25 protein-coding genes are annotated in these 22769 nt (G+C 44.3%); 22 read left to right on the top strand and 3 right to left on the bottom strand.

The annotated features are described in order from the left end of the window. Positions 1–74: 74 nt before the first annotated feature. The 6 genes from EV212_RS02805 to EV212_RS02780 are packed head-to-tail and all read left to right on the top strand — an operon-like array spanning position 75 to position 6268. A complete protein-coding gene (locus EV212_RS02805; protein WP_132088568.1) occupies positions 75–1649 on the top strand; it encodes a DUF6034 family protein in 1575 nt (524 codons plus the stop codon). A 2-nt stretch (positions 1650–1651) separates the two neighbouring features. After that, positions 1652–2278, top strand: coding sequence for a hypothetical protein (locus EV212_RS02800; RefSeq protein WP_132088565.1), 627 nt, complete (start codon positions 1652–1654; stop codon positions 2276–2278). Continuing rightward, a complete protein-coding gene (locus tag EV212_RS02795; protein ID WP_132088562.1) occupies positions 2271–3164 on the top strand; it encodes a hypothetical protein in 894 nt (297 codons plus the stop codon). Before EV212_RS02800 ends, EV212_RS02795 begins: the two co-directional genes overlap by 8 nt. Before the next feature lie 16 nt (positions 3165–3180). Next, positions 3181–3816, top strand: a complete 636-nt coding sequence (locus tag EV212_RS02790; protein WP_132088559.1) for an ABC transporter ATP-binding protein — start codon at positions 3181–3183, stop codon at positions 3814–3816. Next, positions 3813–5468, top strand: coding sequence for a COG1361 S-layer family protein (locus tag EV212_RS13545; RefSeq protein ID WP_207669053.1), 1656 nt, complete (start codon positions 3813–3815; stop codon positions 5466–5468). The genes EV212_RS02790 and EV212_RS13545 overlap by 4 nt, the downstream gene beginning before the upstream one ends. Then, a complete protein-coding gene (locus tag EV212_RS02780; RefSeq protein WP_132088556.1) occupies positions 5465–6268 on the top strand; it encodes a hypothetical protein in 804 nt (267 codons plus the stop codon). Before EV212_RS13545 ends, EV212_RS02780 begins: the two co-directional genes overlap by 4 nt. 89 nt (positions 6269–6357) lie before the next feature. Here the strand turns inward: EV212_RS02780 and EV212_RS02775 are convergent, their stop codons facing one another. Together EV212_RS02775 and EV212_RS02770 are read right to left on the bottom strand one after the other, a co-directional pair. Beyond that, a complete protein-coding gene (locus EV212_RS02775; protein WP_132088553.1) occupies positions 6358–6744 on the bottom strand; it encodes a hypothetical protein in 387 nt (128 codons plus the stop codon). Positions 6745–6843: 99 nt separating this feature from the next. Further along, positions 6844–7311: a YbaK/EbsC family protein gene (locus EV212_RS02770; RefSeq protein ID WP_132088550.1), complete on the bottom strand. Its 468-nt coding sequence runs from the start codon at positions 7309–7311 to the stop codon at positions 6844–6846. Between the two features lie 179 nt (positions 7312–7490). Here EV212_RS02770 and hrcA point away from each other — a divergent pair, with 179 nt between their 5' ends. The 8 genes from hrcA (at position 7491) to thiI (ending at position 16580) form a co-directional block, all read left to right on the top strand. Beyond that, positions 7491–8525 carry a heat-inducible transcriptional repressor HrcA gene (gene hrcA, locus EV212_RS02765; protein WP_132088546.1) on the top strand — a complete coding sequence of 345 codons (1035 nt, stop codon included), beginning with the start codon at positions 7491–7493 and terminating at the stop codon, positions 8523–8525. 34 nt (positions 8526–8559) lie between these two features. Continuing rightward, positions 8560–9186 (top strand): nucleotide exchange factor GrpE, encoded by a 627-nt coding sequence (gene grpE, locus EV212_RS02760; protein WP_132089254.1) that lies wholly within the window; start codon positions 8560–8562, stop codon positions 9184–9186. A gap of 57 nt (positions 9187–9243) precedes the next feature. Continuing rightward, on the top strand, positions 9244–11106 hold the full coding sequence (dnaK, locus tag EV212_RS02755) for a molecular chaperone DnaK (protein WP_132088543.1): 1863 nt from the start codon (positions 9244–9246) through the stop codon (positions 11104–11106). A gap of 114 nt (positions 11107–11220) precedes the next feature. Continuing rightward, positions 11221–12432 (top strand): molecular chaperone DnaJ, encoded by a 1212-nt coding sequence (gene dnaJ / locus EV212_RS02750; protein WP_132088540.1) that lies wholly within the window; start codon positions 11221–11223, stop codon positions 12430–12432. Positions 12433–12451: 19 nt separating this feature from the next. After that, positions 12452–13405, top strand: coding sequence for a 50S ribosomal protein L11 methyltransferase (gene prmA, locus EV212_RS02745; protein WP_132088537.1), 954 nt, complete (start codon positions 12452–12454; stop codon positions 13403–13405). A gap of 28 nt (positions 13406–13433) precedes the next feature. Beyond that, positions 13434–14174 (top strand): 16S rRNA (uracil(1498)-N(3))-methyltransferase, encoded by a 741-nt coding sequence (locus EV212_RS02740; protein ID WP_132088534.1) that lies wholly within the window; start codon positions 13434–13436, stop codon positions 14172–14174. Position 14175: 1 nt separating this feature from the next. Further along, complete coding sequence (locus EV212_RS02735) at positions 14176–15396, top strand: cysteine desulfurase family protein (protein ID WP_132088531.1); 1221 nt, start codon at positions 14176–14178, stop codon at positions 15394–15396. Then, the gene (thiI, locus tag EV212_RS02730) at positions 15396–16580 is read left to right on the top strand and encodes a tRNA uracil 4-sulfurtransferase ThiI (protein WP_132088528.1); all 1185 of its coding nucleotides are present in this window, start codon (positions 15396–15398) and stop codon (positions 16578–16580) included. Before EV212_RS02735 ends, thiI begins: the two co-directional genes overlap by 1 nt. Positions 16581–16644: 64 nt before the next feature. On the opposite strand, the gene EV212_RS02725 is transcribed toward thiI, so the two are convergent. Continuing rightward, the gene (locus EV212_RS02725) at positions 16645–16875 is read right to left on the bottom strand and encodes an HPr family phosphocarrier protein (RefSeq protein ID WP_132088525.1); all 231 of its coding nucleotides are present in this window, start codon (positions 16873–16875) and stop codon (positions 16645–16647) included. 188 nt (positions 16876–17063) lie between these two features. Here EV212_RS02725 and mtaB point away from each other — a divergent pair, with 188 nt between their 5' ends. The 8 genes from mtaB to EV212_RS02685 all read left to right on the top strand — a co-directional run bounded on the left by mtaB (position 17064) and on the right by EV212_RS02685 (position 22769). Next, the gene (gene mtaB, locus EV212_RS02720; RefSeq protein WP_132088522.1) at positions 17064–18398 is read left to right on the top strand and encodes a tRNA (N(6)-L-threonylcarbamoyladenosine(37)-C(2))-methylthiotransferase MtaB; all 1335 of its coding nucleotides are present in this window, start codon (positions 17064–17066) and stop codon (positions 18396–18398) included. A gap of 53 nt (positions 18399–18451) precedes the next feature. Then, positions 18452–18712 carry an IreB family regulatory phosphoprotein gene (locus EV212_RS02715; RefSeq protein WP_132088519.1) on the top strand — a complete coding sequence of 87 codons (261 nt, stop codon included), beginning with the start codon at positions 18452–18454 and terminating at the stop codon, positions 18710–18712. Between the two features lie 5 nt (positions 18713–18717). Further along, positions 18718–19176, top strand: coding sequence for a Holliday junction resolvase RuvX (ruvX, locus tag EV212_RS02710; RefSeq protein WP_132088516.1), 459 nt, complete (start codon positions 18718–18720; stop codon positions 19174–19176). Continuing rightward, positions 19151–19429: a DUF1292 domain-containing protein gene (locus EV212_RS02705; RefSeq protein ID WP_243115438.1), complete on the top strand. Its 279-nt coding sequence runs from the start codon at positions 19151–19153 to the stop codon at positions 19427–19429. Before ruvX ends, EV212_RS02705 begins: the two co-directional genes overlap by 26 nt. A 108-nt stretch (positions 19430–19537) precedes the next feature. Then, positions 19538–21220 carry a ribonuclease J gene (locus tag EV212_RS02700; protein ID WP_257591911.1) on the top strand — a complete coding sequence of 561 codons (1683 nt, stop codon included), beginning with the start codon at positions 19538–19540 and terminating at the stop codon, positions 21218–21220. A 90-nt stretch (positions 21221–21310) separates the two neighbouring features. Next, entirely contained in the window at positions 21311–21655 is a 345-nt protein-coding gene (locus tag EV212_RS02695; protein WP_132088513.1) for a YlbF family regulator, read from the top strand. A gap of 14 nt (positions 21656–21669) precedes the next feature. After that, positions 21670–22131, top strand: a complete 462-nt coding sequence (locus tag EV212_RS02690; protein ID WP_132088510.1) for an endolytic transglycosylase MltG — start codon at positions 21670–21672, stop codon at positions 22129–22131. Next, positions 22128–22769, top strand: a complete 642-nt coding sequence (locus tag EV212_RS02685; RefSeq protein ID WP_132088507.1) for an O-methyltransferase — start codon at positions 22128–22130, stop codon at positions 22767–22769. The genes EV212_RS02690 and EV212_RS02685 overlap by 4 nt, the downstream gene beginning before the upstream one ends.

The raw sequence follows: 22769 nt of genomic DNA, 5'->3' as shown, positions 1-22769 counted from the left end.
GATATTTTTAAGAAAATAAAAAGTCCTGATATGGGTTCTTTTTAATAATATCGAAAGGGAAGGGAGAAACAGATATGAAAAAAAGCTTATGGTATACACGGATGGGCGTTGGCATGATTATTGCATCGATGCTGCTTTCAGGGTGTCAGCAAAATCCGGATTCCTCTATTGTTGTCAATAAAGATATGGATCATCTGATCGAGGAAGCAAAGAAGAGTGACGAAAGCTCAGTGGATATGGCACATATTGCCGATGCATATGAGACGTATCAGACAACACTTTCGGATGAATCTCTGGGAGTGACGGTGAATGTGGATGCGAAAGTGGATATTCCGGAGGTGGAGCAGATGTCGATTTTCCGGGTACGGCAGCAAAAAATCAGTCAGGAATTTTTGGATAAGATCATTGGCGAACTGGCTCAGGGTCAGACCCTTTATGATGCCGGCGTGACTTTAAACACGAGGACACGAAAAGTCGTTGAAGAGGAAATCAGCGGTCTGAAAGCAGAAATAGAGAATATTAAAGCAAATTACGGGGAGGAAGAAGTGGAAACGTATATGCCGGATTATCAGCAGGATATTGATGCGCTCCAGTCGGAATATGAAAACGCACCGGCAGAGATCGTCTGGGAAGGCAACGAATCAGACGGGCTTTTACACAGTGTTGCGGAGATGGTGGAGAAAGAAGGCGGCGAGGAATTTTATCAGTGGGAATATAGCCTGAATCCGAAGGGCGAGGTTTATTACGGCGCCAATGATGGAGAAAATGGCGATTATATGTCTGTTTTTGTGCAAAATAATGAGGAACGAGGGAACTGTCTGCGATACAGACGGGGAAAACGAGGATATGATTTTACAGCGACGGCAATCGTGCCGTCTACAGTATTTGATAATATCGCCACCGGCGTATGGCCGGCTGATGAAGACAGGGCGGCGGAATGTGCAAGTGCCATGTATGGAGGCCAAGTGGAGCTGGTGGAATTTACCGATGAGCCTACGACAATTTCCGAAAATGAGGCCCGGGAAACGGCGGATATGTTTTTAAAAAATGTCGGCCTGGACGATACGTATCGGTATTATGAAGGCGGATTGTATTCAGAAGTCAGAGATATACGAGTTGGAGACGATACAGAAACAAAGGGATACCGAAAGCTGTATATTTTCCGTTATATGCGTTATGCAGACGGTGTTTTTGTGACTTTTGATGCGAAAAGCAAACACGAAGAAGGGTGGAACGGCGATGATTATGTGAAAAAGGACTTGCCGGTGGAATGTGTGGAGATTCGCGTAAATGATTCGGGAATTGTAGGGTTTGATTATAATGCACCGTTGGAAGTAACAGAAACAGTTGTAGACAAGTCCAATCTGAAAAGTTTTGACGAAATCAAAGATACGTTTGAAAAAATGGTGACGATAGCCAATGCGAAGAGCGATTCAGAATCGGATTCGGGCGTGACGGTTCAGATCGATCGGGTAGTCCTCGGTTATGCGAGAATCAGTGAGGCAGACAGCTATGATACGGGACTTCTGGTGCCGGTCTGGGATTTTGAGGGAAAAGTTACCAATGAATATGGTCAGGAGAATGCCGGAAGCATCATGACAATCAATGCCATTGACAGTTCGATCATCGACAGAAGTCTGGGATATTGATTATGAATAGCTTTGAGACAGATATGGGACGGGCAATATTATCCCGTGGATTTGCCGCAGGGGTACTGCTGGAGATTTTGATTTTGTTTACCGCGGGTTTTGATTCAGATTTATTTCGTATGACAGTTCCCGTCTTATGTACGCTGCCCTATTCGACGGCCTGGCTGGCAGACTATCAGAGCGGATTTATCAAAGCCTATTTGCCTCGGAGCGGAGTTACAGCGTATATTCTCGGAAAGATTCTGGCCTGTGGCCTCAGCGGCGGCGGAGTGGAACTTTTGGGAAGCTGGATATATGTTTGTTTAAAGCATGATGGAAATATGCAATGGAACCCCCTGCTGATTTTCTTATCGGGAATGTTATGGGCTGTTGCGGCGGCCGTACTGGCCGCCCTGTCAAACAGTCGTTATATAGCTTATGGCGGCGCCTTTGTCATCTATTATATACTGGTTATTTTGCATGAACGTTATTTTCAGACATTATATTGCCTGTATCCTTATGAATGGCTCGCACCGGAGCATACATGGATTTTTGGTGAATGGGGCGTTGCCTTTCTCGTTACAGGTCTGATGTTGGTGCTGCTCTGCCTGTATGATATGATTCTCAGGAGGTGTATTGAAGGTGTATAAGATCCGACAGATTGGTCTGGTCGCTGCGGCGAATTTCAGACGGTGGCGGCGAAATCCCCAGATTGTCCTGGCTTTTGCCCTGGGTTTTGTCGTATGCTTCCTGCTTTCCGATAAGGTGCTTGTATTTGCCAGAGAGCATGATACCATTGTTCAGGTTCTGGAACCCTTTATATGGACTTTTGGTGATGCCAATTCCATATTGGTCATATCCTTGCTGCTTTTGCTTTTATTTGCCGATATGCCGAGTCTGGGAAATGAAGTCCCGTTATTTTTAATACGAATTAACCGTAAAATCTGGCTTTTGGGTCAAATTTTATATCTGGTGCTGGCAACGATGGGATTTATGTGTTTTATCCTGTTTTCAACCTGTGTGCTGGCAGGAACGAAGGCATATACGGCAAATCTGTGGAGCGATACTGCGGCGATTCTCGGATATTCCAGTATCGGAGAAAAGATTGCAATTCCAGCCTTTGTCAAAGTGCTGGAGCTGTCCTTTCCATATTCCTGTACGCTTCACATTTTTGGGCTGATGGCAGGCTATTCCGTTTTGATGGCCAGCCTGATTCTCTATTTGAATTTGTGGAAAGGAAATGGCGGAATGATCGGCGGCGTTATATTCAGCGGATTTGGATTTTTGATGAACCCGGAGGTGATTGCCGGCATACTTCGGTTGTCTCAGGAACAGAAGAAAACAGCCAATATTATCTTCGGATGGATATCTCCGCTGAATCACGCGACCTATTACATGCACAATTTCGGGTATGACAATTTGCCGAAGCTGTGGGTGTCTTATATCTTTTTTGGCGCGGGGTGTCTGCTTCTGTTTGGTCTTTCCATTTGGAAGATTAAGAATTATTCCTTTGATTTTACAGGTACACAAAAGTAATACAAGAGGTGATGTTATGGAGAAGCAGACAGGAGTTATCGTGGAACATGTCTATAAGTCTTTTGGAAAAGAACATGTGCTAAAGGACGTAAATCTGACGATTCTTCCCGGGCAGATTTATGGTATTGTCGGCAATAACGGCAGCGGAAAAACGGTGTTGATGAAATGTATTTGCGGTTTTATGAAGCCGGACTCGGGAAATATTATGGTGAACGGAGAACAGATAGGGAAAGACTGCGATTTTCCGGACCGACTGGGTGTAATTATTGAAACACCGGGATTTCTTCCGAATTTGAGTGGCTTTCAGAACTTAAAGATACTGGCTTCCTTGAAAGCGCGTATTGGTAAAGAAGAAATTATGAAGACTCTGGAACGGGTAGGGCTGGATCCGGTGATGGGCAAGCCGGTTTCAAAATATTCTCTGGGAATGCGACAGCGCCTTGGAATAGCACAGGCCATAATGGAAGACCCAGGGGTGCTTATATTGGATGAACCTTTTAATGGATTGGATAAAGCCGGGGTCAGCCAGATGCGCGAATTGCTTAAAGATTTAAAAAAACAGGGCAAGGCGATACTTTTGGCCAGCCATAATGTCCAGGATATCGAGGAATTATGTGACGATGTCCATGAGATGGAGGAAAAATGGAAATGAAGATTTTGAAAAAAGTGGGTGTGCTGGCCTGTATGGTAGGAATGCTGGCAGAAAGTCCTGCGATGAATGTCTGGGCTGTATCTGAAACTATGGTGATGACTCGGGTCTTGTCGGAAAGTCCGGAAACGATGAATCAAATGGCAGTGGAGACGATTGAACTGAAAATAGATTCGGAGAATTGCTATACAGGCATGAATCAACCCTACTCTGAAGGCTATACACCCAAAGTAGAGAATGATACGGCCAGCCTGGTCGTACCTGTTGTATGTCAGGGCCGGTTAAGGAATGATACCCTTAAAGTATCATTGAATTTGGGTGATGGGACCGGGCTGCCGTTTATTTCTGAAAAATATGAAAAAGATATTGAACTCAGTCAGGAAAAAGTCAATGGCAGTCAGGAGACAATTTCCTGTTATCTGGTGACTTTTGATCTGAAGCTGAAGGATGAACGAAAAAACGGGGAATATCCGGTGATTTTGAGTATCCATGCTGAGGATATTGACGGCAAACCGTTACATAAAGAATTTTCAGTCAATGTGGTCATTACCGATGAAAAACCTGCATCCAGTGAACCGTCGACAGATGAGCCAGTTACGGATGAACCTTCTACCATGGAACCGTCAACAGATGCGCCGGTTACGGAACCATCGACAGGAGAACCTTCCACGGAACCATCGACGGGAACACCGAAAGATGATCTAACAGGCGCTGTGGATGTAACCGGGCCATCCGGCGGAGACAGTGGCGGCGCTTCATCCGGCGCAAGTTCCGGCGGCGGCACTGCATCAGAAACACCGACCTTTGCACCGAAAATGATCGTTCAGTCATGTAAATCTTCAAAAGATGAGATTCAGGCCGGAGACGAAATGACCCTGGATATTACTTTATTTAATACGAGCAGTACGGAAACAGTCAGAAATATGACAGTGACCATTGGCGATGAGGGAGAGTATTTGAATCTGCTCAGTCCGACAGATACGATTTATGTGGAGAGTGTTTCGGCGGGACAGACCTGTGTCGTGTCCTATAAATATAAAATTCTGTCATCAGCTGTTCCGGGAGCCTATGGCCTGTCAGTGTCTATGGATTATGCGGATTCGAAAGGGGCATCCCAGTCTGCCAGCGGCAAAATAAGAATGATGGTAGCCCAGCCTGTGAAACTGGAGTTCGATCCGTTGGTATTGGATTCGGAAGTTCAGGTTGGGGATGTGGTGAACGCTCAGATACAGGCGATGAATCTTGGACGGAGCAAGGTGCATAATGTTCGGGCAGTGATTGAAGCCGATGGCCTGGCGCCGGAGGGAACACTTTTTATCGGGGATATTGAAGCCGGAAAAACAGCAACAGGAAGTGTAAAAATTTCTGTGACCAGTTTGTCAAAAGGTTCATCGTTGTACGGAGAGACAAAGGGCACTGTGACCTATTACTATGAAGATGAAAACGGAAAAGAATATGAAAAAACTGGAGACTTTATAACGAATATTAAAACGCCTTTTTCAAATACGACAAAGGAGGAATCGGATGATACAGGACAATGGTGGATTATTATGGCAGTCGTTGTCGGAATTTTATTTTTCTTAATCATTGGTATGATCCTGCGTGGAATTCGGCGAAGAAACAGACAGAATGAAGTGGAGGAAAAAGCCGAATGAAATGGTGGATCAGGTTCTGGAAACGAAGAAAACAGGATGATCGGATAAAAATAATGTTTCTTTTCTTTTTGGGGATGATCGTTTTTTTGGCAGATACCGTCAATAGTGGGATGAAGGTCTATAATAGGATGCGAAGTCCTGTAGAATATGTTGTCAGGAACAGCAGTGCATCGGGGCTTACAAGTTATCAGGCGTCAGCTATTGAGATTATGGAAGACGTTCAGGCTGTGAGCAGGCAGAGAGAATCTTTACTAACGCTGTCGGGGGCCTGGGGAGAAATGACGGTGACCTGCCTGGAATTGTACGATGATTATCTGGCTCTGGCTTATGGAATGCCCGAAACCTGTGCTATGAAAGTCATTTATCTGAATGAAATGGCATGGAATCAGCTTATACAAACCTCCGGTGAAACTGGAACGGAACAGGAGAGTTTGCGGTTAGATTATCAATTAGGTGAAGAGGACATGACAGGAACGGCTCAAATCGTGTACGCAAAGTCAGGCGTACCAAATGATACGGCCTGTGCCTTCTGTGGCGCAGATAGTGTACGGTTTTCAGACAGCGAAACCGGAGTACGAATTCAGATGAGGGGGCAGGACCTGGATGGGACAACTGTAAAACAACTCGGGCAGCTCGGACTTGAAATTGTAAATTCCGGTGATGTCCAACAGAACTCTTTGAAACAAGAAATGCAGTTCTTGAGGATGCGGTATGCGGTGATTGCTGCACTGCTGTGCCTGGCAGCCCTGGTCAGTCTAAGGAAATACGGTCGCTGTATCGATTATAAAAACCAGACATAGATTTAGATATGATCCGATGGCAGCTATATGTCATCGATGAAAAAAGCAGCGGAATCTGTTATGTCAGATTCCGCTTTATCTTTGAAATATTAATTATTTTCTTTAAGAACACCAACGGTATATAATATAGGAAGTATCAGACCGACCAATGCGGAAACAATATCTTCTCCGTCGGACAGATTGCTGACTACGCCGATGGCGGCTAAAACAATCAGGACAATACCTAAAGTTTTGCAGAGTTTTAAGTTTTCTGCTTTCAGTCCGGCAAACCCTGCGATCAGGCCCAGTACAACACTGATCAGACTTAAGACCATAAAGAAAGAAGCCATAGCGATACCAGCGCCTATATTACCTGCTACACCGCCCAGAAGAGCGCCAATCCCCAGAGAACCAACAATAACAACGATTCCACTGATAATGCTAAAAATAATGTAGAGAATACTTGTGACTTTTAAAAGTGTGTTTGGTTTGTTCATAAAATTTCTCCCTCTTAATATGTATTTGAATGATGTTTCGAGTGCCTTTAAAACAGTATACCAATCCAGTAATTTACCGTCAACGTTTTGCAACGGCCATTAAGGAATTTTACATACGTCCACCCAGGATTTATAGCCTGAATATTGCTCCAGTTCGGGAATGGTCAGTTTGATGGCACTGTTGCTGCTTCCTGCAGCAGGATACATATAATCAAAACGTTTCATGGAATCGTCCAGATAAACTTCCACCCCTTCATTGATGCCAAAAGGGCAGACACCGCCAATGGCATGTCCGATACGTCCCACGACTTCGTCCGGTGACAGCATTTTTGCTTTTGCTCCAAAAGCGGCTTTATATTTTTTATTATCAATTTTGGCATCTCCTGCAACCAGGATCAGCAGTGTCCGGTCCTCGATTTTAAAAGAAAGAGATTTTGCAATGTGGGCTGGTTCACAGGAGAGAGCCTGAGCAGCCAGTTCGACGGTGGCACTGGAAACATCAAATTCCAGAATCCGGTCCTCCATGCCGAAAGCTTTAAAATAGGTTTTTGCTCGTTCAACAGACATCTTTGTTCACGCTCCTTAAAGTTTGATTTTATAGTATGGAAGAAATTATAGCACATAATGAATAATTTTAAAAATAATTTTTGAAACTATTGACAAATGGCAGGGATGGTGCTATCTTAATGTTTAGATATTAGCACTCTAGTTTATCGAGTGCTAATAAAACAGAAAGGAGTGGTCTGGTGGAACTGGATGAAAGAAAGATAAAAATCTTAAACAGTATTATTCAAACATATCTGATTACTGGTGAACCGGTAGGCTCACGGACCATTTCAAAATATACGGATTTGAACCTGAGTTCGGCGACAATTCGAAATGAGATGTCTGATTTGGAAGATTTGGGATATATCGTTCAACCGCATACATCAGCGGGTCGTATCCCTTCAGATAAAGGTTACCGCTTTTATGTGGATAATCTGATGAAGGAAAAGATTGCTGAAGTCGATGAGATGAAAGATGTTCTTATTGAAAAGGCAGATAAGCTGGATCATCTGCTGAAGCATGTGGCAAAGCTTCTGGCGACGAATACAAATTATGCGACGATGATCTCAGCTCCTCAGTATAAACGGAATAAACTGAAATTCATCCAGCTGTCCAGAGTGGAAGATAATCAGTTGCTGGTGGTTGTCATGTTGGAAGGAAATGTGATTAAAAATCGGCTGATCGAAGTTGATGAGAGGGTAAGCGAGGATGAAGTTGCCAAGCTGAATATTTTGATCAACACCTTCCTTCAGGGTTTGAATCTCCAGGAAATCAACATGGAGTTGATTCAGAGAATGAAAGTCCAGGCCGAAGGTTATGGACAGATTATCGGTCATATCATTGATGCGATTGCTGTTGTAATTCAGGAAGAAGATGATTTGGAGATTTATACAAGCGGTACAACGAATCTTCTGAAATATCCGGAACTGGGAGACAGAGAAAAGGCAAGCGAGCTTCTCTATACGATGGAAGAGAAAAAAGCTCTGAGTGAGTTGATCGTCGACCAGGAGGATTCGGGTGAGGAAAACAAGAATCCGATACAGATATATATTGGTTCAGAATCTCCGGTGAGTACGATGAAGGATTGCAGTATTGTTACAGCAACCTACGAACTGGAGGAAGGGGTTCAGGGAACGATCGGTATTATCGGACCGAAACGAATGGACTACAAAAAAGTCGTTGGTAATCTTCAGACGATGATGAACCAGTTGGATGATATATTTAAGAAAAAGTAAGAGGTGATGTGAAGTGTCAGAACAGGAAAAAGCGATGAATGAAGACATTCAGACGGAAGATGATATAGAAACAACAGCGGAAGGAGCTATGGAGACAGAGGCTGCTGTGGATAATGAAACAGAAGACGCAGAATTCGAAAACGAAGCAGGCGAAACTGTTGAAGGCGAAACGTCTGAGCCAAAGGAAGAAAAGAAAAAAGGTTTCTTCCATAAAGACAAAAAAGATAAAAAGGATGAGAAGATCGCTGAATTAAATGACCGGCTGATTCGGCAAATGGCTGAATTTGATAATTTCCGTAAACGCACGGAAAAAGAAAAACAGCAGATGTACGGTATCGGTGCGGCAGATGTGATTGAAAAACTGCTTCCGGTTGTTGACAACTTTGAGCGGGGACTTGCAGCGATGACAGAAGAAGAAAAAAATACATCCTTTGCTCAGGGAATTGAGCTTGTGTATAAGCAATTAATGACAACGCTTGAAGGAATGGGGGTCACGGTAATTGAAGCCGTTGGCGTGGAATTCAATCCGGATTTCCACAACGCAGTGATGCAGGCGCCGAGTGAGGAATACGAATCCGGCATTATCACTCAGGAATTACAGCGGGGTTATTTATATAAAGATAAAGTAGTCCGTCACAGTATGGTGATGGTTGCTGAATAAAATAAAAAGTTGATTAGCAAAATTTAGATATTAGCAGATGATCAGGAGGAAATTATTATGAGTAAGATTATTGGTATTGATTTAGGAACAACAAATTCATGTGTAGCAGTTATGGAAGGTGGCAAACCGGTAGTTATCGCAAACACAGAAGGTGCAAGAACAACACCATCTGTTGTAGCTTTTACAAAAACCGGTGAACGTCTCGTCGGTGAACCGGCAAAACGTCAGGCCGTAACAAATGCAGATAAGACAATCGCTTCAATCAAGAGACATATGGGTTCTGATTACAGAGTAGCGATTGATGATAAGAAATATTCTCCACAGGAGATTTCTGCAATGATTCTTCAGAAACTGAAAGCGGATGCAGAAAGCTACCTTGGTGAAAAGGTCACAGAAGCAGTCATCACTGTACCGGCTTACTTCAATGATGCCCAGAGACAGGCGACAAAGGATGCCGGTAAGATCGCAGGTCTTGATGTAAAACGTATTATCAACGAGCCTACAGCAGCAGCTCTGGCTTACGGTCTGGATAATGAAAATGAACAGAAAATCATGGTTTACGACTTAGGCGGCGGTACATTCGATGTTTCTGTCATTGAAATCGGCGACGGTGTTATCGAAGTACTGGCAACTTCTGGTGATAACCATTTGGGCGGCGATGACTTTGATAATAAACTGACTCAGTATATGATTGATGAATTCAAACGTACCGAAGGTGTCGATCTTTCCGGTGATAAGATGGCTATGCAGCGTTTGAAAGAAGCAGCTGAAAAAGCAAAGAAAGAACTTTCCAGTGCAGCAAATACAAACATTAACCTGCCTTTCATCACAGCGACAGCAGAAGGTGCGAAACATTTCGAAATGAATCTGACCCGTGCTAAATTCGATGAATTAACAGCGGATCTTGTTGAAAGAACCATCATTCCGGTTCAGAATGCATTGAGAGATGCAGGCATTACAGCTTCTGAACTGAGCAAAGTGCTTCTTGTCGGTGGTTCCACACGTGTTCCGGCTGTTCAGGATAAAGTTAAACAGCTGACAGGCAAAGAGCCAAGCAAGAACCTGAATCCGGATGAATGTGTTGCTATCGGCGCTTCTATCCAGGGCGGTAAACTGGCCGGCGATGCGGGCGCAGGAGATATCCTTCTTCTGGATGTTACACCATTGACCCTGTCCATTGAGACCATGGGTGGAATCGCAACACATCTGATCGAAAGAAATACAACAATTCCTACAAAGAAGAGTCAGATTTTCTCTACAGCAGCAGATAATCAGACAGCTGTAGATATCAATGTTGTACAAGGTGAGCGTCAGTTTGCTAAAGATAATAAGAGCCTTGGACGTTTCCAGTTAGACGGAATTGCACCGGCTCCACGTGGAATCCCGCAGATAGAAGTTACTTTCGATATCGATGCCAACGGCATTGTTAATGTATCCGCAAAGGATTTAGGCACAGGCAAAGAACAGCACATTACTATTACAGCCGGTTCGAATATGTCGGATGCTGAAATTGATAAGGCTGTTAAAGAAGCCGCTGAATTCGAAGCTCAGGATAAAAAACGTAAAGAAGGTATCGAAGCAAGAAATGACGCAGATGCGATGGTATTCCAGACAGAAAAAGCGTTGAAAGAAGTCGGCGACAAAGTCAGCGCAGACGATAAAGCAAAAGTTCAGGCTGAGATAGACAGCATGAAAGCTCTTCTTGAGAGAACAAATATTGATAACATGTCTGATGCGGATGTGGATGAGATCAAGGCAGCAAAAGAAAGATTAATGGAATCTGCACAGGGCGTATTTACAAAGATGTATGAAGCAGCCGGCGCAGCTGCAGGGCAGAATGCAGGGCCAAATCCTTCTCAGGATGCAAACGGCAGCTATCAGGCCGATGATGTAGTTGACGCAGACTACAAAGAAGTGTAATATAAACAGAGTTGGGTATGACCTAAGATAGATAAAGAGGCTGTTTCGGCACCGACATTTACGCCGGTGTCGGGGCGTCCTCTTTCGCTACGTTATAAAAGAAGGTGATTGGATATGGCAGAGACGAAAAGAGATTACTATGAGGTTCTGGGTGTGTCGAAGTCGGCAACAGACGATGAGTTAAAGAAAGCCTATCGTAAGCTGGCCAAAAAGTACCATCCGGATACAAACCCTGGAGATAAAGAAGCAGAAGCAAAATTTAAAGAGGCATCGGAAGCTTACGCGGTATTGAGTGATGCGGAAAAGAGACGTCAGTATGACCAGTTCGGTCACGCGGCCTTTGAACAGGGCGGCGGTGCCGGCGGATTTGGCGGCTTTGATTTTAATGCGGCGGATATGGGCGATATTTTCGGCGATATTTTCGGCGATTTCTTCGGCGGCGGACGAAGCAGCCGGGGCGGCTCTTATAACGGACCGATGCAGGGAGCCAATGTTCGGATCAATGTACGGATATCCTTTATGGAAGCTGTATTTGGTGTGGATAAGAAATTCGAGATGAATCTAAAAGATGAATGTCCGCATTGTCATGGAACCGGAGCAAAGCCGGGAACTCAGCCACAGACCTGCAGCAAGTGTGGTGGTAAAGGGCAGGTTGTCTATACACAGCAATCCCTGTTCGGCATGGTTCGTAATGTGCAGACCTGTCCGGACTGTCATGGAAGCGGCAAGATCATTAAAGACAAATGTACCGACTGTGGCGGCACTGGCTATATTCGGAATAAGAAGACGATTGAGGTGTCCATTCCGGCTGGTATCGACAGCGGCCAGAGCGTGCGTATTCGTGGAAAGGGAGAACCTGGAACCAATGGCGGCGCCCGCGGCGACCTGCTGGTCAATGTCACTGTGGACCGTCATCCGATCTTCCGTCGTCAGGAATATGATATTTATTCTACAATGCCGATTTCTTTTGTTCAGGCGGCATTGGGCGGTGAGATTACGATTAAGACGGTGGACGGCGATGTCACTCAGACAATTAAGCCGGGAACTCAGACGGATACACGAATTCGTCTGAAAGGCAAAGGTGTCCCGACGATCCGGAATAAAAATATCCGCGGCGATCACTATGTAACATTAGTCGTACAGGTCCCGGAGAAATTAAATAATGAGCAGAAAGAACTGCTCCGCAGGTTTGATGATTCTTTAAAAGGAATCCGCCCACAGGAAAGTAAATCAGAAAAAGCCGAGGAGCCAAAGGGCAAAGAAGGTAAAAAGAAAAAGAGCTTTATGGACAAAGTCAAAGAAGCCTTTGACGATCTGGATGAATAATGCGAGGATATAAATTAATATGAAATGGAATAAATATCGCCTGGCGACCACCACAGAAGCGGTGGATTTGATCAGTTACACACTGGCAGAGATGGGCATTGAAGGTATTGAGATTGAAGATAAAGTGCCTCTTTCTGAGGAAGATAAAAAACGGATGTTTATCGATCTGCTTCCGGATTTGGAAGAAGATGACGGCAAAGCCTATGTCTCCTTCTATATTGAGCCGGAAAAGGACCATGATTCCACTTTGGAAGAAGTGTTGGCTGCTGTCCGGGAACTGGCAGACTTTGTAGATATCGGAGATGCCACGATTGAAAAATCCCAGACAGAAGACATTGACTGGATGAATAACTGGAAAAAATACTGGAAACCTTTTAAAGTAGATGAACATATTATTATTAAACCAACCTGGGAAACAGTGGAAGAGGTTCCGGAAGATACATTGGTTGTGGAACTGGACCCGGGAACAGCTTTCGGCACGGGTACCCATCATACGACCCGGCTGTGTATTACCCAGTTGAAGAAGTACATGCAGCCAGGACAGGAAGTTTTGGATGTGGGCTGTGGCAGCGGTATTTTGTCCATTATTGCTCTGCTTCTTGGAGCAAAAGAAGCATCCGCCACCGATGTGGATATTCATGCAGTGGAGGCTGCTGTTGAAAATGCCCGTGTGAATGGTATAGAAAATGATGTCTATACTGTACTTACCGGAGATGTTATTTCCGATGCAGATTTCCGTCATAAAGTGGGCGAACATAAATTTGACATGGTGCTGGCAAATATTTTTGCCGAAATTATTATTCCGTTAAGCGGAGTTGTAAAAGAAATGATGAAACCGGGTGCGCTTTTTATAACCTCCGGTATCATTGATGAACGGGAAGAAGATGTAAGAAAGGCCCTGACAGAGAATGAATTTGAAATTATGGAAGTTACCCATTCCGGTGGATGGGTATCCTTTACAGCAAGAGCCTAGATCGGCGGCTAAGAAGTGGAGAAAATAAATGCCGAGATTTTTTATAGAACCGTCACAGGTACGGGAAAACCGTATCGTGATTCAGGGAAATGATGTGAATCATATAAAAAATGTCCTCCGGATGCGTCCGGGGGACGAACTGTCCTTAAGTGATGGCCGGGGGACGGACTACTTTTGTCGTATTTTATCGATGGAGCGGGATCAAATCTGCCTTTCCATTGAAAATTCCTGGAAATCCTATGTGGAGCTGCCAGTAAAACTTTATCTTTTTCAGGGACTGCCAAAGGCAGACAAGATGGAGTTCATTATTCAAAAAGCTGTAGAGCTTGGGGTATATGAGATTATTCCCGTGAGGACAAAACGGGTGATCGTAAAACTGGATGAGAAAAAAGAAACGAAAAAGATTGCCCGGTGGCAGCAGATTGCCGAAGGAGGAGCCAAACAGTCCGGTCGGGGAATAATTCCTGAGATAAAGCCGGTGATGGGCTTTTCGGAAGCTCTGGCTTACGCCGGGAACCTGGAAGGCGTTCTGATTCCCTATGAAAAAGCAGAGGGAATAGAAAAGACCCGGGAGATGATTGCCGGACTGAAAGGGAAAAAATCCGTCGGGATTTTTATCGGCCCGGAGGGCGGTTTTGATGAAGCAGAGGTGGAAGCGGCCATGGCGGCAGGAGTTCTGCCTGTGACTCTTGGAAAACGTATTTTAAGAACGGAGACGGCTGGACTTGCCATGCTGTCTGTGTTGATGTTTGAATTTGAAGAGGAATAATATGGAGATCAATTTGGGCCACAGTGCCGTTACAAAAGAAATATATCTGGATAACGCTGCGACGACAAAAGTATATCCTTCGGTGTGCGAAAAGATGGTTGAAGTGATGTCAAAGGATTATGGAAACCCTTCTTCCCTCCATATGAAAGGGTTTACTGCGGAGCAGCATGTAAAAGAAGCAAGAAAAACCATTGCTTCCGTTTTGAAAGTAGATGAAAAAGAAATTGTATTTACTTCCGGTGGTACCGAGTCCAATAATATGGCGATCATCGGTGCGGCAATGGCAAATAAGCGGCGTGGAAAACATTTGATCACTACGACGATCGAGCATGCCTCTGTATATAATCCTTTTATCTGGCTGGAAGAGCAGGGATTTGAAGTGACCTACCTTCCGGTAGATCATCATGGCGTCGTTTCTCTGGAAGCTCTGGAGAAGGCACTCCGTGAGGACACAATTTTAGTATCTGTTATGGCTGTGAACAATGAAATTGGTACGGTTCAGCCTTTGGATGAAATCGGAGCCCTGATTAAGAAAAAAAGCCCGGAAATCCTTTTCCATGTGGATGCTATACAGGGCTTTGGAAAAATTGAAATTTATCCGGCAAAACTCGGGGTGGATTTAATGTCTGTCAGCGGACATAAACTGCATGGCCCGAAGGGTATCGGATTTCTGTATATTCGAAATAAAGTAAAGGTGCGGCCGTTGATCTTAGGCGGCGGACAACAGAAGGATATGCGTTCCGGGACAGAGAATGTTCCGGGGATTGCCGGACTTGGAGAGGCTGTTCGAAAGGTTTTTGAGAATTTCTCCGAAAAACAGGAACAGCTTTACTCTCTCAGGGAACAGTTTGTGACCCGCCTGGAACGAATGGACGGAGTTCAGGTGAATGGTTTTGCCCATCGGGTATCCGATGTCAATCTGCATCAGGGGGCAGCGCCCCATGTGGTGAGTGTCAGTTTTGAAAATATTCGTGCGGAAGTGCTTTTACATGCGCTGGAGGAGAGAGGCATATATGTCTCTTCCGGTTCGGCCTGTTCCTCCAATCATCCGGCGATCAGCGGCACTTTAAAAGCGATTGGCACGGAAAAAAAATATTTGGACGCGACAATTCGGTTCAGTCTGTGTTATGATACTACAGAGGGAGAGTTAAATACCTGCTGCGAAGTGCTGGAAGCTTTGCTTCCGATGCTGCGCAGATTCACACGGGGAGGAAGAAAGTAATGTTTAAAGCCTTTTTAATAAAATATGGTGAGATTGGTATTAAAGGAAAAAACCGTTATCTTTTTGAAGATGCCTTGATCAAGCAGATTAAGTATGCTTTGAAGGATGCGGCGGCCTTTGATGTTACAAAACAGCAGGGACGAATCTATGTCCATATGCTTGGCAGCTATGATTACGATGAAGTGGTGGCGGCTTTGACACGGGTCTTTGGTATCGTGGCAATATGTCCGGTGGTGATTTGTGACGATCCATCCTGGGATAATTTGACAAAAGTGGTGGGCGACTACATAGATGAAGCCTATGAAGACAAACATTTTACTTTTAAAGTGGATTCCCGGCGTGCTGATAAGCGTTATCCGAAAAAGTCCATGGAAATTAATGCGGATATTGGCGAATATCTTCTGGAACGTTTTCCTGAAATGTCAGTGGATGTCCATAAACCGGATGTGATGCTGAATATTGAGGTCCGTGAAAAGACCTATATCTATTCAAAGAGCATTAAGGGACCGGGTGGTATGCCAGTGGGAACCAATGGAAAGGCTATGCTGCTTTTATCTGGCGGCATTGACAGTCCTGTGGCCGGATATATGATCGCTAAACGGGGCGTGACGATTGATGCGACTTATTTTCATGCACCACCTTACACCAGCGAACGGGCAAAACAGAAGGTTGTGGATCTGGCCCGTATCGTAGCCCGGTATGCAGGACCGATTCGCCTGAATATTATTAATTTTACAGATATCCAGCTGGCAATTTATGAAAAATGTCCGCATGATGAGCTGACGATTATCATGCGTCGTTATATGATGCGGATTGCGGAGCAGATCGCCAGAGAGGACGGCGCTCTTGGCCTGATTACCGGCGAAAGTATCGGTCAGGTGGCCAGTCAGACCCTTCAGAGTCTGGCCGCAACGAATGCGGTATGTACAATGCCCGTATTCCGGCCGGTCATTGGCTTTGATAAGAATGATATTGTAGAAATATCGGAACAGATCGGAGCTTTTGAGACATCCATTCAGCCATATGAGGACTGCTGTACGATTTTTGTTGCAAAGCATCCGGTGACAAAACCCAATATTCGGGTGATTGAGCGTTCAGAACATCATCTGGCGGATATTATTGACGGCATGATGGAAGAGGCTGTTCGTGACCGTGAAGTTATTCTTTGTGAATCGGATATTTAGAGAAGAAAAAGGGCCTCACATTGCTGATATCTATCAGGTGCGAAGTCCTTTTGTTTTTTATCATCTATTGAACAAGGAACGGCTTTAGGCTTTCCATAATTTCGGCGTCATCATCGTTATAAATGGTCAGATTAATCGGTTTGGATAAATCCAGACTGAATATTCCCATAATAGATTTAGCGTCAATCACAAACCGACCAGATACAAGATCAAACTCAGTATTAAATGTGTTAACGGAATGTACAAATGCCTTCACTTTATCAATGGAATTAAGATTAATTTGGACTGTGTGCATTGGAAAAACCCCCCTGTAATACAATGCTGGCTGTTATTTTTTATAGTTATATATTACAATTTTCATAGGGAAAAGTCAATACAATTGGATGATTTTATATGGAATTAACCAATACAAAATAAAAAAATTACAAAAAAGAAACATAATACGACAAATTATCTGAAAATAATGAACTTGGAGGAAATAGGATGAAAAGTGTTGCATTCTGTACGCTTGGATGTAAAGTAAACCAATATGAAACGGATGCCATGGAAGAAATTTTCCAGAAGGGTGGCTATGAAATCCGTGATTTTCACGAAAAAGCGGATGTCTATGTCATTAATACATGTACGGTGACCAATATGGCTGACCGAAAGTCACGTCAGATGCTGCATCGGGCCAGGAAGAAGAATCCGCAGGCAGTCATTGTAGCTGCCGGATGTTATGTCCAGACGGCCAGGGAAGCAGCAGAAGCGGATGCGTCGATTGACTTAATTATAGGGAATAATTGTAAAGGGCAGATTTTATCCATGGTAGAGACTTTTATGGAGGGTCGGACAGCGTCGGAAGAAAGCGATGAGAAACAGGTCAGCTGGCTGGATATGAATCAGAACTGTGATTATGAATCTCTATCGATCACAAAGGTGTCTGAACACACCCGGGCCTACATTAAGATTCAGGACGGCTGCAATCAGTTTTGCTCTTATTGTATCATTCCTTATGCGAGAGGACGAATACGGAGCCGGGAACCGGAAGAAATTTTCTCGGAAGTTTCGAATTTGGCTGCCTCCGGATACAGGGAAATTGTTTTGACCGGTATCCATATTTCTTCCTATGGAAAGGATTTTGGAAGGGAAGATGCTTTAATTTCATTGGTGGAAAAGCTGGCGTCTATTGAAGGGGTTGATCGGATTCGTTTCGGCTCCCTGGAGCCGGGAATTATCACGGAAGATTTCGTTCAGCGTCTGGCGGCCATAAAACAGATTTGTCCTCATTTTCATCTGTCTCTGCAGAGCGGCTGTGAAGCAACACTGAAACGGATGAATCGTCATTATACGCCTGAGGATTATGCAGCCAGGTGTGGAATTTTGGAGAAATACTTTGACAGGCCGGCCTTTACGACTGATGTGATCGTAGGTTTTCCAGGTGAAACAGAAAATGAATTTGTACAGACAGAGAAATTTCTTGAGAAGATTCATTTTGCCGAAATGCATATATTCAAATATTCTCCGCGCAAAGGGACGCGGGCGGCCGTGATGCCGGACCAGATCAATGAACAGGAAAAGACGCTGCGAAGCAGCCGACTGCTCAAACTGGCTGAAAAAATGTCGAAAGATTACCAGGAAAAATGCCGGGATAAGATATTGGAGGTCCTTCTGGAAGAAAGAGTTTTCGCAGACGGCCAATGGGTATGGACAGGCCATAGTAAAGAATATATAAAATGTGGGATAAAATCCGACAAAATGCGGTCGAAAGATATCGTACGCTGTCGGATGACTACTTCAAAGAATGAAGATTTTGTGTTTTGTGAAATAATTGATTGAATTATTTTATGATTTATATTAATATAGTGAGTAAGTGTAAGGAAGTGATTTTGATGGAAAACATGGCAAATACACAGTATTTCAAGGTGAGTAATAATGCTGAGATTACTGTAAAGGATATTTTAGAGGCCGTATATATTGCCTTAACGGAAAAGGGCTATAATCCGGTCAGTCAGATCGTGGGGTATATTATGTCCGGTGATCCGACTTATGTGACAAGCTATAAGAATGCCCGTTATCTGATCATGAAAGTTGAGCGGGATGAGCTTTTAGAGGAACTGTTGAAGAGCTATATTGATGTGAATCTTAAGTAAAGTTTATGCGGATTTTAGGATTGGATTACGGTTCAAAAACTGTGGGTGTTGCGGTCAGTGACGGACTGGGATGGACGGCCCAGGCATTAGAGACAATTACAAGAAAAGATACGAACAAACTGCGCAGGACACTGGCCAGAATTGAAGAACTCGTGGCAGAATACAATGTGGAAAGGATTGTTCTTGGATTTCCGAAACATATGAATAATGATGAAGGAGACCGCTGTGCTGCGACAGAGGCTTTTAAAGTGATGCTGGAACGGCGGACAGGCCTGCCTGTGATTTTGCAGGATGAACGGATGAGTACGGTGTCGGCAGAAAGGATTCTTATGGAAGGCGGAGTGCGCAGGGAAAACCGTAAGGCGTATGTGGACAAGATGGCGGCGGCTTTTATTCTGCAGACTTATATGGATCGGATAAACCGGGAACAGAAGTTGGGTGATCAGATTGACGGAAAAACCTGAAAAAATTGTTTTTTATACGGATACGGATGAAATAGAATTTTACGTCATTGAGCAGACACGCATTAATGACGTTAATTATATATTAGTGGCGGATTCAATGGACGATGAGGCGGAAGCTTTAATTTTGAAAGAAACTGTGAATGAAGAAGATGCTGAGGATGTGATTTACAGCGAGATTGAGGACGACGGTGAGCTGGAATCAATATCCAGAGTATTTTCTGAGATTTTGGATGATATTGATATTGAGATGTGAACGGACAAATTCTAGTAAACGGGCGGATAACGATAGGCTTTATTAAGCGTATCGTATTTGTCGTGAATATCTGTCATCCTTTATGTAGGATATCGGAGGTTTGAATAATTGAAAACAAAAGTAGTAAAGAAAGAAAACGAAGGCGTGAAAGTCATTCCGTTGGGCGGATTGGAAAGTATAGGAATGAATATTACGGCTTTTGAGTATGGTGACAGTATTATTGTGGTGGACTGCGGTCTTTCATTCCCGGCAGATGATATGCTCGGAATCGATCTGGTCATCCCGGATGTTACCTATCTCGAAAATAATATTGACAAAGTAAAAGGCTTTGTGATCACCCATGGTCATGAGGACCATATCGGCGCACTGCCGTATGTATTGAAAAAGGTCAATGTACCGATTTATGCGACCAAGCTGACGATGGGAATTATTGAACACAAGTTAAAAGAGCATAATTTGTTGAAATCGACCCGGCGTAAGGTCATCAAACATGGACAGTCCATTAATCTGGGATGTTTCCGGATAGAATTTATAAAGACGAATCATAGTATTGCCGATGCGACAGCTCTGGCTATTTATACGCCGGAAGGCATTATCATCCATACCGGAGACTTTAAGATTGATTATACACCAGTATTTGGTGAGAGTATTGATTTACAACGGTTTGCTGAACTTGGGAAAAAAGGTGTCCTGGCAGTTATGATGGACAGTACAAACGCGGAACGCCCGGGTTTTACGAATTCGGAGCGGACGGTGGGTCAGTCCATTGACCATATTTTTGATGAACACCGGAGCGGACGTATCATCGTTGCTACTTTTGCGTCCAATGTGGACCGGGTACAGCAGATTATTAATTCGGCTTATAAATTTGGTCGGAAAGTGATCGTTGAAGGCCGAAGCATGGTAAATATTATTTCCATCGCATCGGAGCTTGGATATATTCAGATTCCAAATGAGACGTTGATCGATATTGACCATATGCGCAATTATCCGGATGACCAGTTAGTGCTGATTACGACCGGAAGCCAGGGAGAAACAATGGCTGCGCTTTCGCGTATGGCGAATAACACCCACCGGCGGGTTTCCATTAAACCGGGAGACACGATTGTCTTTAGTTCCAGCCCGATTCCGGGAAATGAAAAGGCCGTATCGAATATTATTAATGAATTGTTCCGTAAAGGAGCGGAAGTAATCTTCCAGGATACCCATGTTTCCGGACATGCCTGTGCTGAGGAGATTAAACTCATTTATGCGTTGACGCATCCCAAATTTGCGATTCCGGTGCATGGCGAGTACCGTCATTTAAAGGCCCATGCCAAGCTGGCGGAAAAGATGGGGATACCAAAGGATCACATTTTGATTCTTTCTTCTGGCAATGTGCTGGAATTAAAGGATGAGAGAGCGAAGGTCATTGGACAGGTGCCTCATGGAGGTATCATGGTTGATGGACTGGGTGTCGGCGATGTGGGGAACATTGTATTGCGTGACCGTCAGATGTTGTCTCAGAATGGACTCCTTATCGTAGTGCTGACACTTTCCAGATATGATAACCGTCTTTTAGCCGGACCGGATATTGTATCCAGAGGTTTTGTTTATGTCCGCGAGTCTGAGATGCTTATGGAAGATGCACGTAAAGTGGTTGATGCGGCTGTGCAGAAATGTCTGGATGGACGGGTCAGTGACTGGAGCAAGATTAAGAGTGTGATCCGGGATACGCTGAGTGATTATGTATGGAAACAGACAAAAAGAAATCCAATGATTCTTCCGATTATTATGGAAGTCGATGTTTAGGCTTGATAAATTGAAGAGAATTCTTTATAATGGTAATGTTAGTGGTTAACATTACCATTATAAATATGCAGGAGAAAGGCCTGGTAGAGAATGAAGAATGTAGAATATCAGACCCGGCAGCTCATTCGGGAAATTAAACGGAGTAATGTTTATAATCAATATCGTCGCCTGCAGATGAAGATTGTCAGGGACGTGGAGTTGAACCGAAGAGTGGATGAGTTTCGAAAAGCATGTTTTATGATACAGAACGGGCCGCAGGCGCCGGAGGATATGGGACGGCTGGAGGCTTTGAATGAAGAATACAGGGATATTCTGCAGAATTCAGATGTAATAGAATTTCTGACAGCGGAACAGGGGCTGGCATTGATGATGAATCGGATGATCGATCAGATTTATAGCAGTCTGGATTTTGATGTTTCGTTTTTAGATAGCTAGAGGAGGACACAGATATGAAGAAAGTCATTTCTACCATTTTAGGACTCGGTGTGAATATTATCATCTATGTGGTAGCTATTTTCATTCTCTTTCGTGCCGGAGCATTTGCTTATGAGTTTTCATATGAAGTTTTCGGCGAACCGGTTGTTTCTGAATATGCCGATGAGGAGATTCGGATAGAAATAAAAGATGGAGACGGAAGCAAGACTGTAGCCAAAAAATTGAAGGATGCGGGCGCGATCAACAGCGAGTGGGCATTTATTTTGAAATCCAGACTGAGCAAAGCAAATCTCATGCCGGGAGTTTATGTGGTCAAAGCAAGTATGTCTGCCGATGATATGATCGAGCTGATGGGAGATGCGGAGAATTCCGTAGTAAAGCAGCCGACAGCAGAAGAACTGGAGACCGGATCTGCTGAATCCCAGGAAAGTGGCGAATCCACCAGCGATACGGGCGAAGGGGAGAACGGACAGTGATTGTAGATGAAAGAATGTTGGATTATATCCTTTCGTTAGACAGGGATGAAAGTCCATTGGTTCGGACAATTGAACAGGAGGCTGTCAGAGATTATGTGCCGATCATTCGTAAGGAAAGTCGGAATCTTCTGAAAGTGTTGTTGAAAATAAAGAAGCCTGGGGCAGTTCTGGAAGTCGGGACAGCCATAGGCTTTTCCGCTGTATTGATGGCTGAATGCCTGACGGGGGACAGTCATATAACGACGATAGAAAAATATGAAAAAAGAATTCCGATCGCCCGCAGGAATTTTCAGCGGGCGGGGATGGAAGAGAAGATCACCCTTCTGGAAGGCGATGCGGCGGAGGTGATGAAAGGTCTCGACGGCCCCTATGATTTTATTTTTATGGATGCGGCAAAGGGCCAGTATATCCGTTTTCTGCCGGAAGTCTTACGCCTTTTGGCGCCGGGAGGTCTGCTCGTATCAGATAATGTTCTGCAGGATGGGGATGTTGTAGAATCGCGGTATGCGGTGGTGCGCCGGAACCGGACGATACATAGCCGCATGCGGGAGTATCTCTGGACATTAAAACATATGGATGGACTGGAAACGATGGTTTTGCCGATCGGTGATGGAATGACAGTCAGTGTGAAGGAGTAA

Origin of the sequence: Frisingicoccus caecimuris (genome assembly GCF_004340975.1) — a bacterium.
In the GTDB taxonomy this organism is placed as follows: domain Bacteria; phylum Bacillota; class Clostridia; order Lachnospirales; family Lachnospiraceae; genus Frisingicoccus; species Frisingicoccus caecimuris.
The sequence above is the reverse complement of the archived record's forward strand: the minus strand, read 5'-3'. Positions and strand labels throughout refer to the sequence as shown.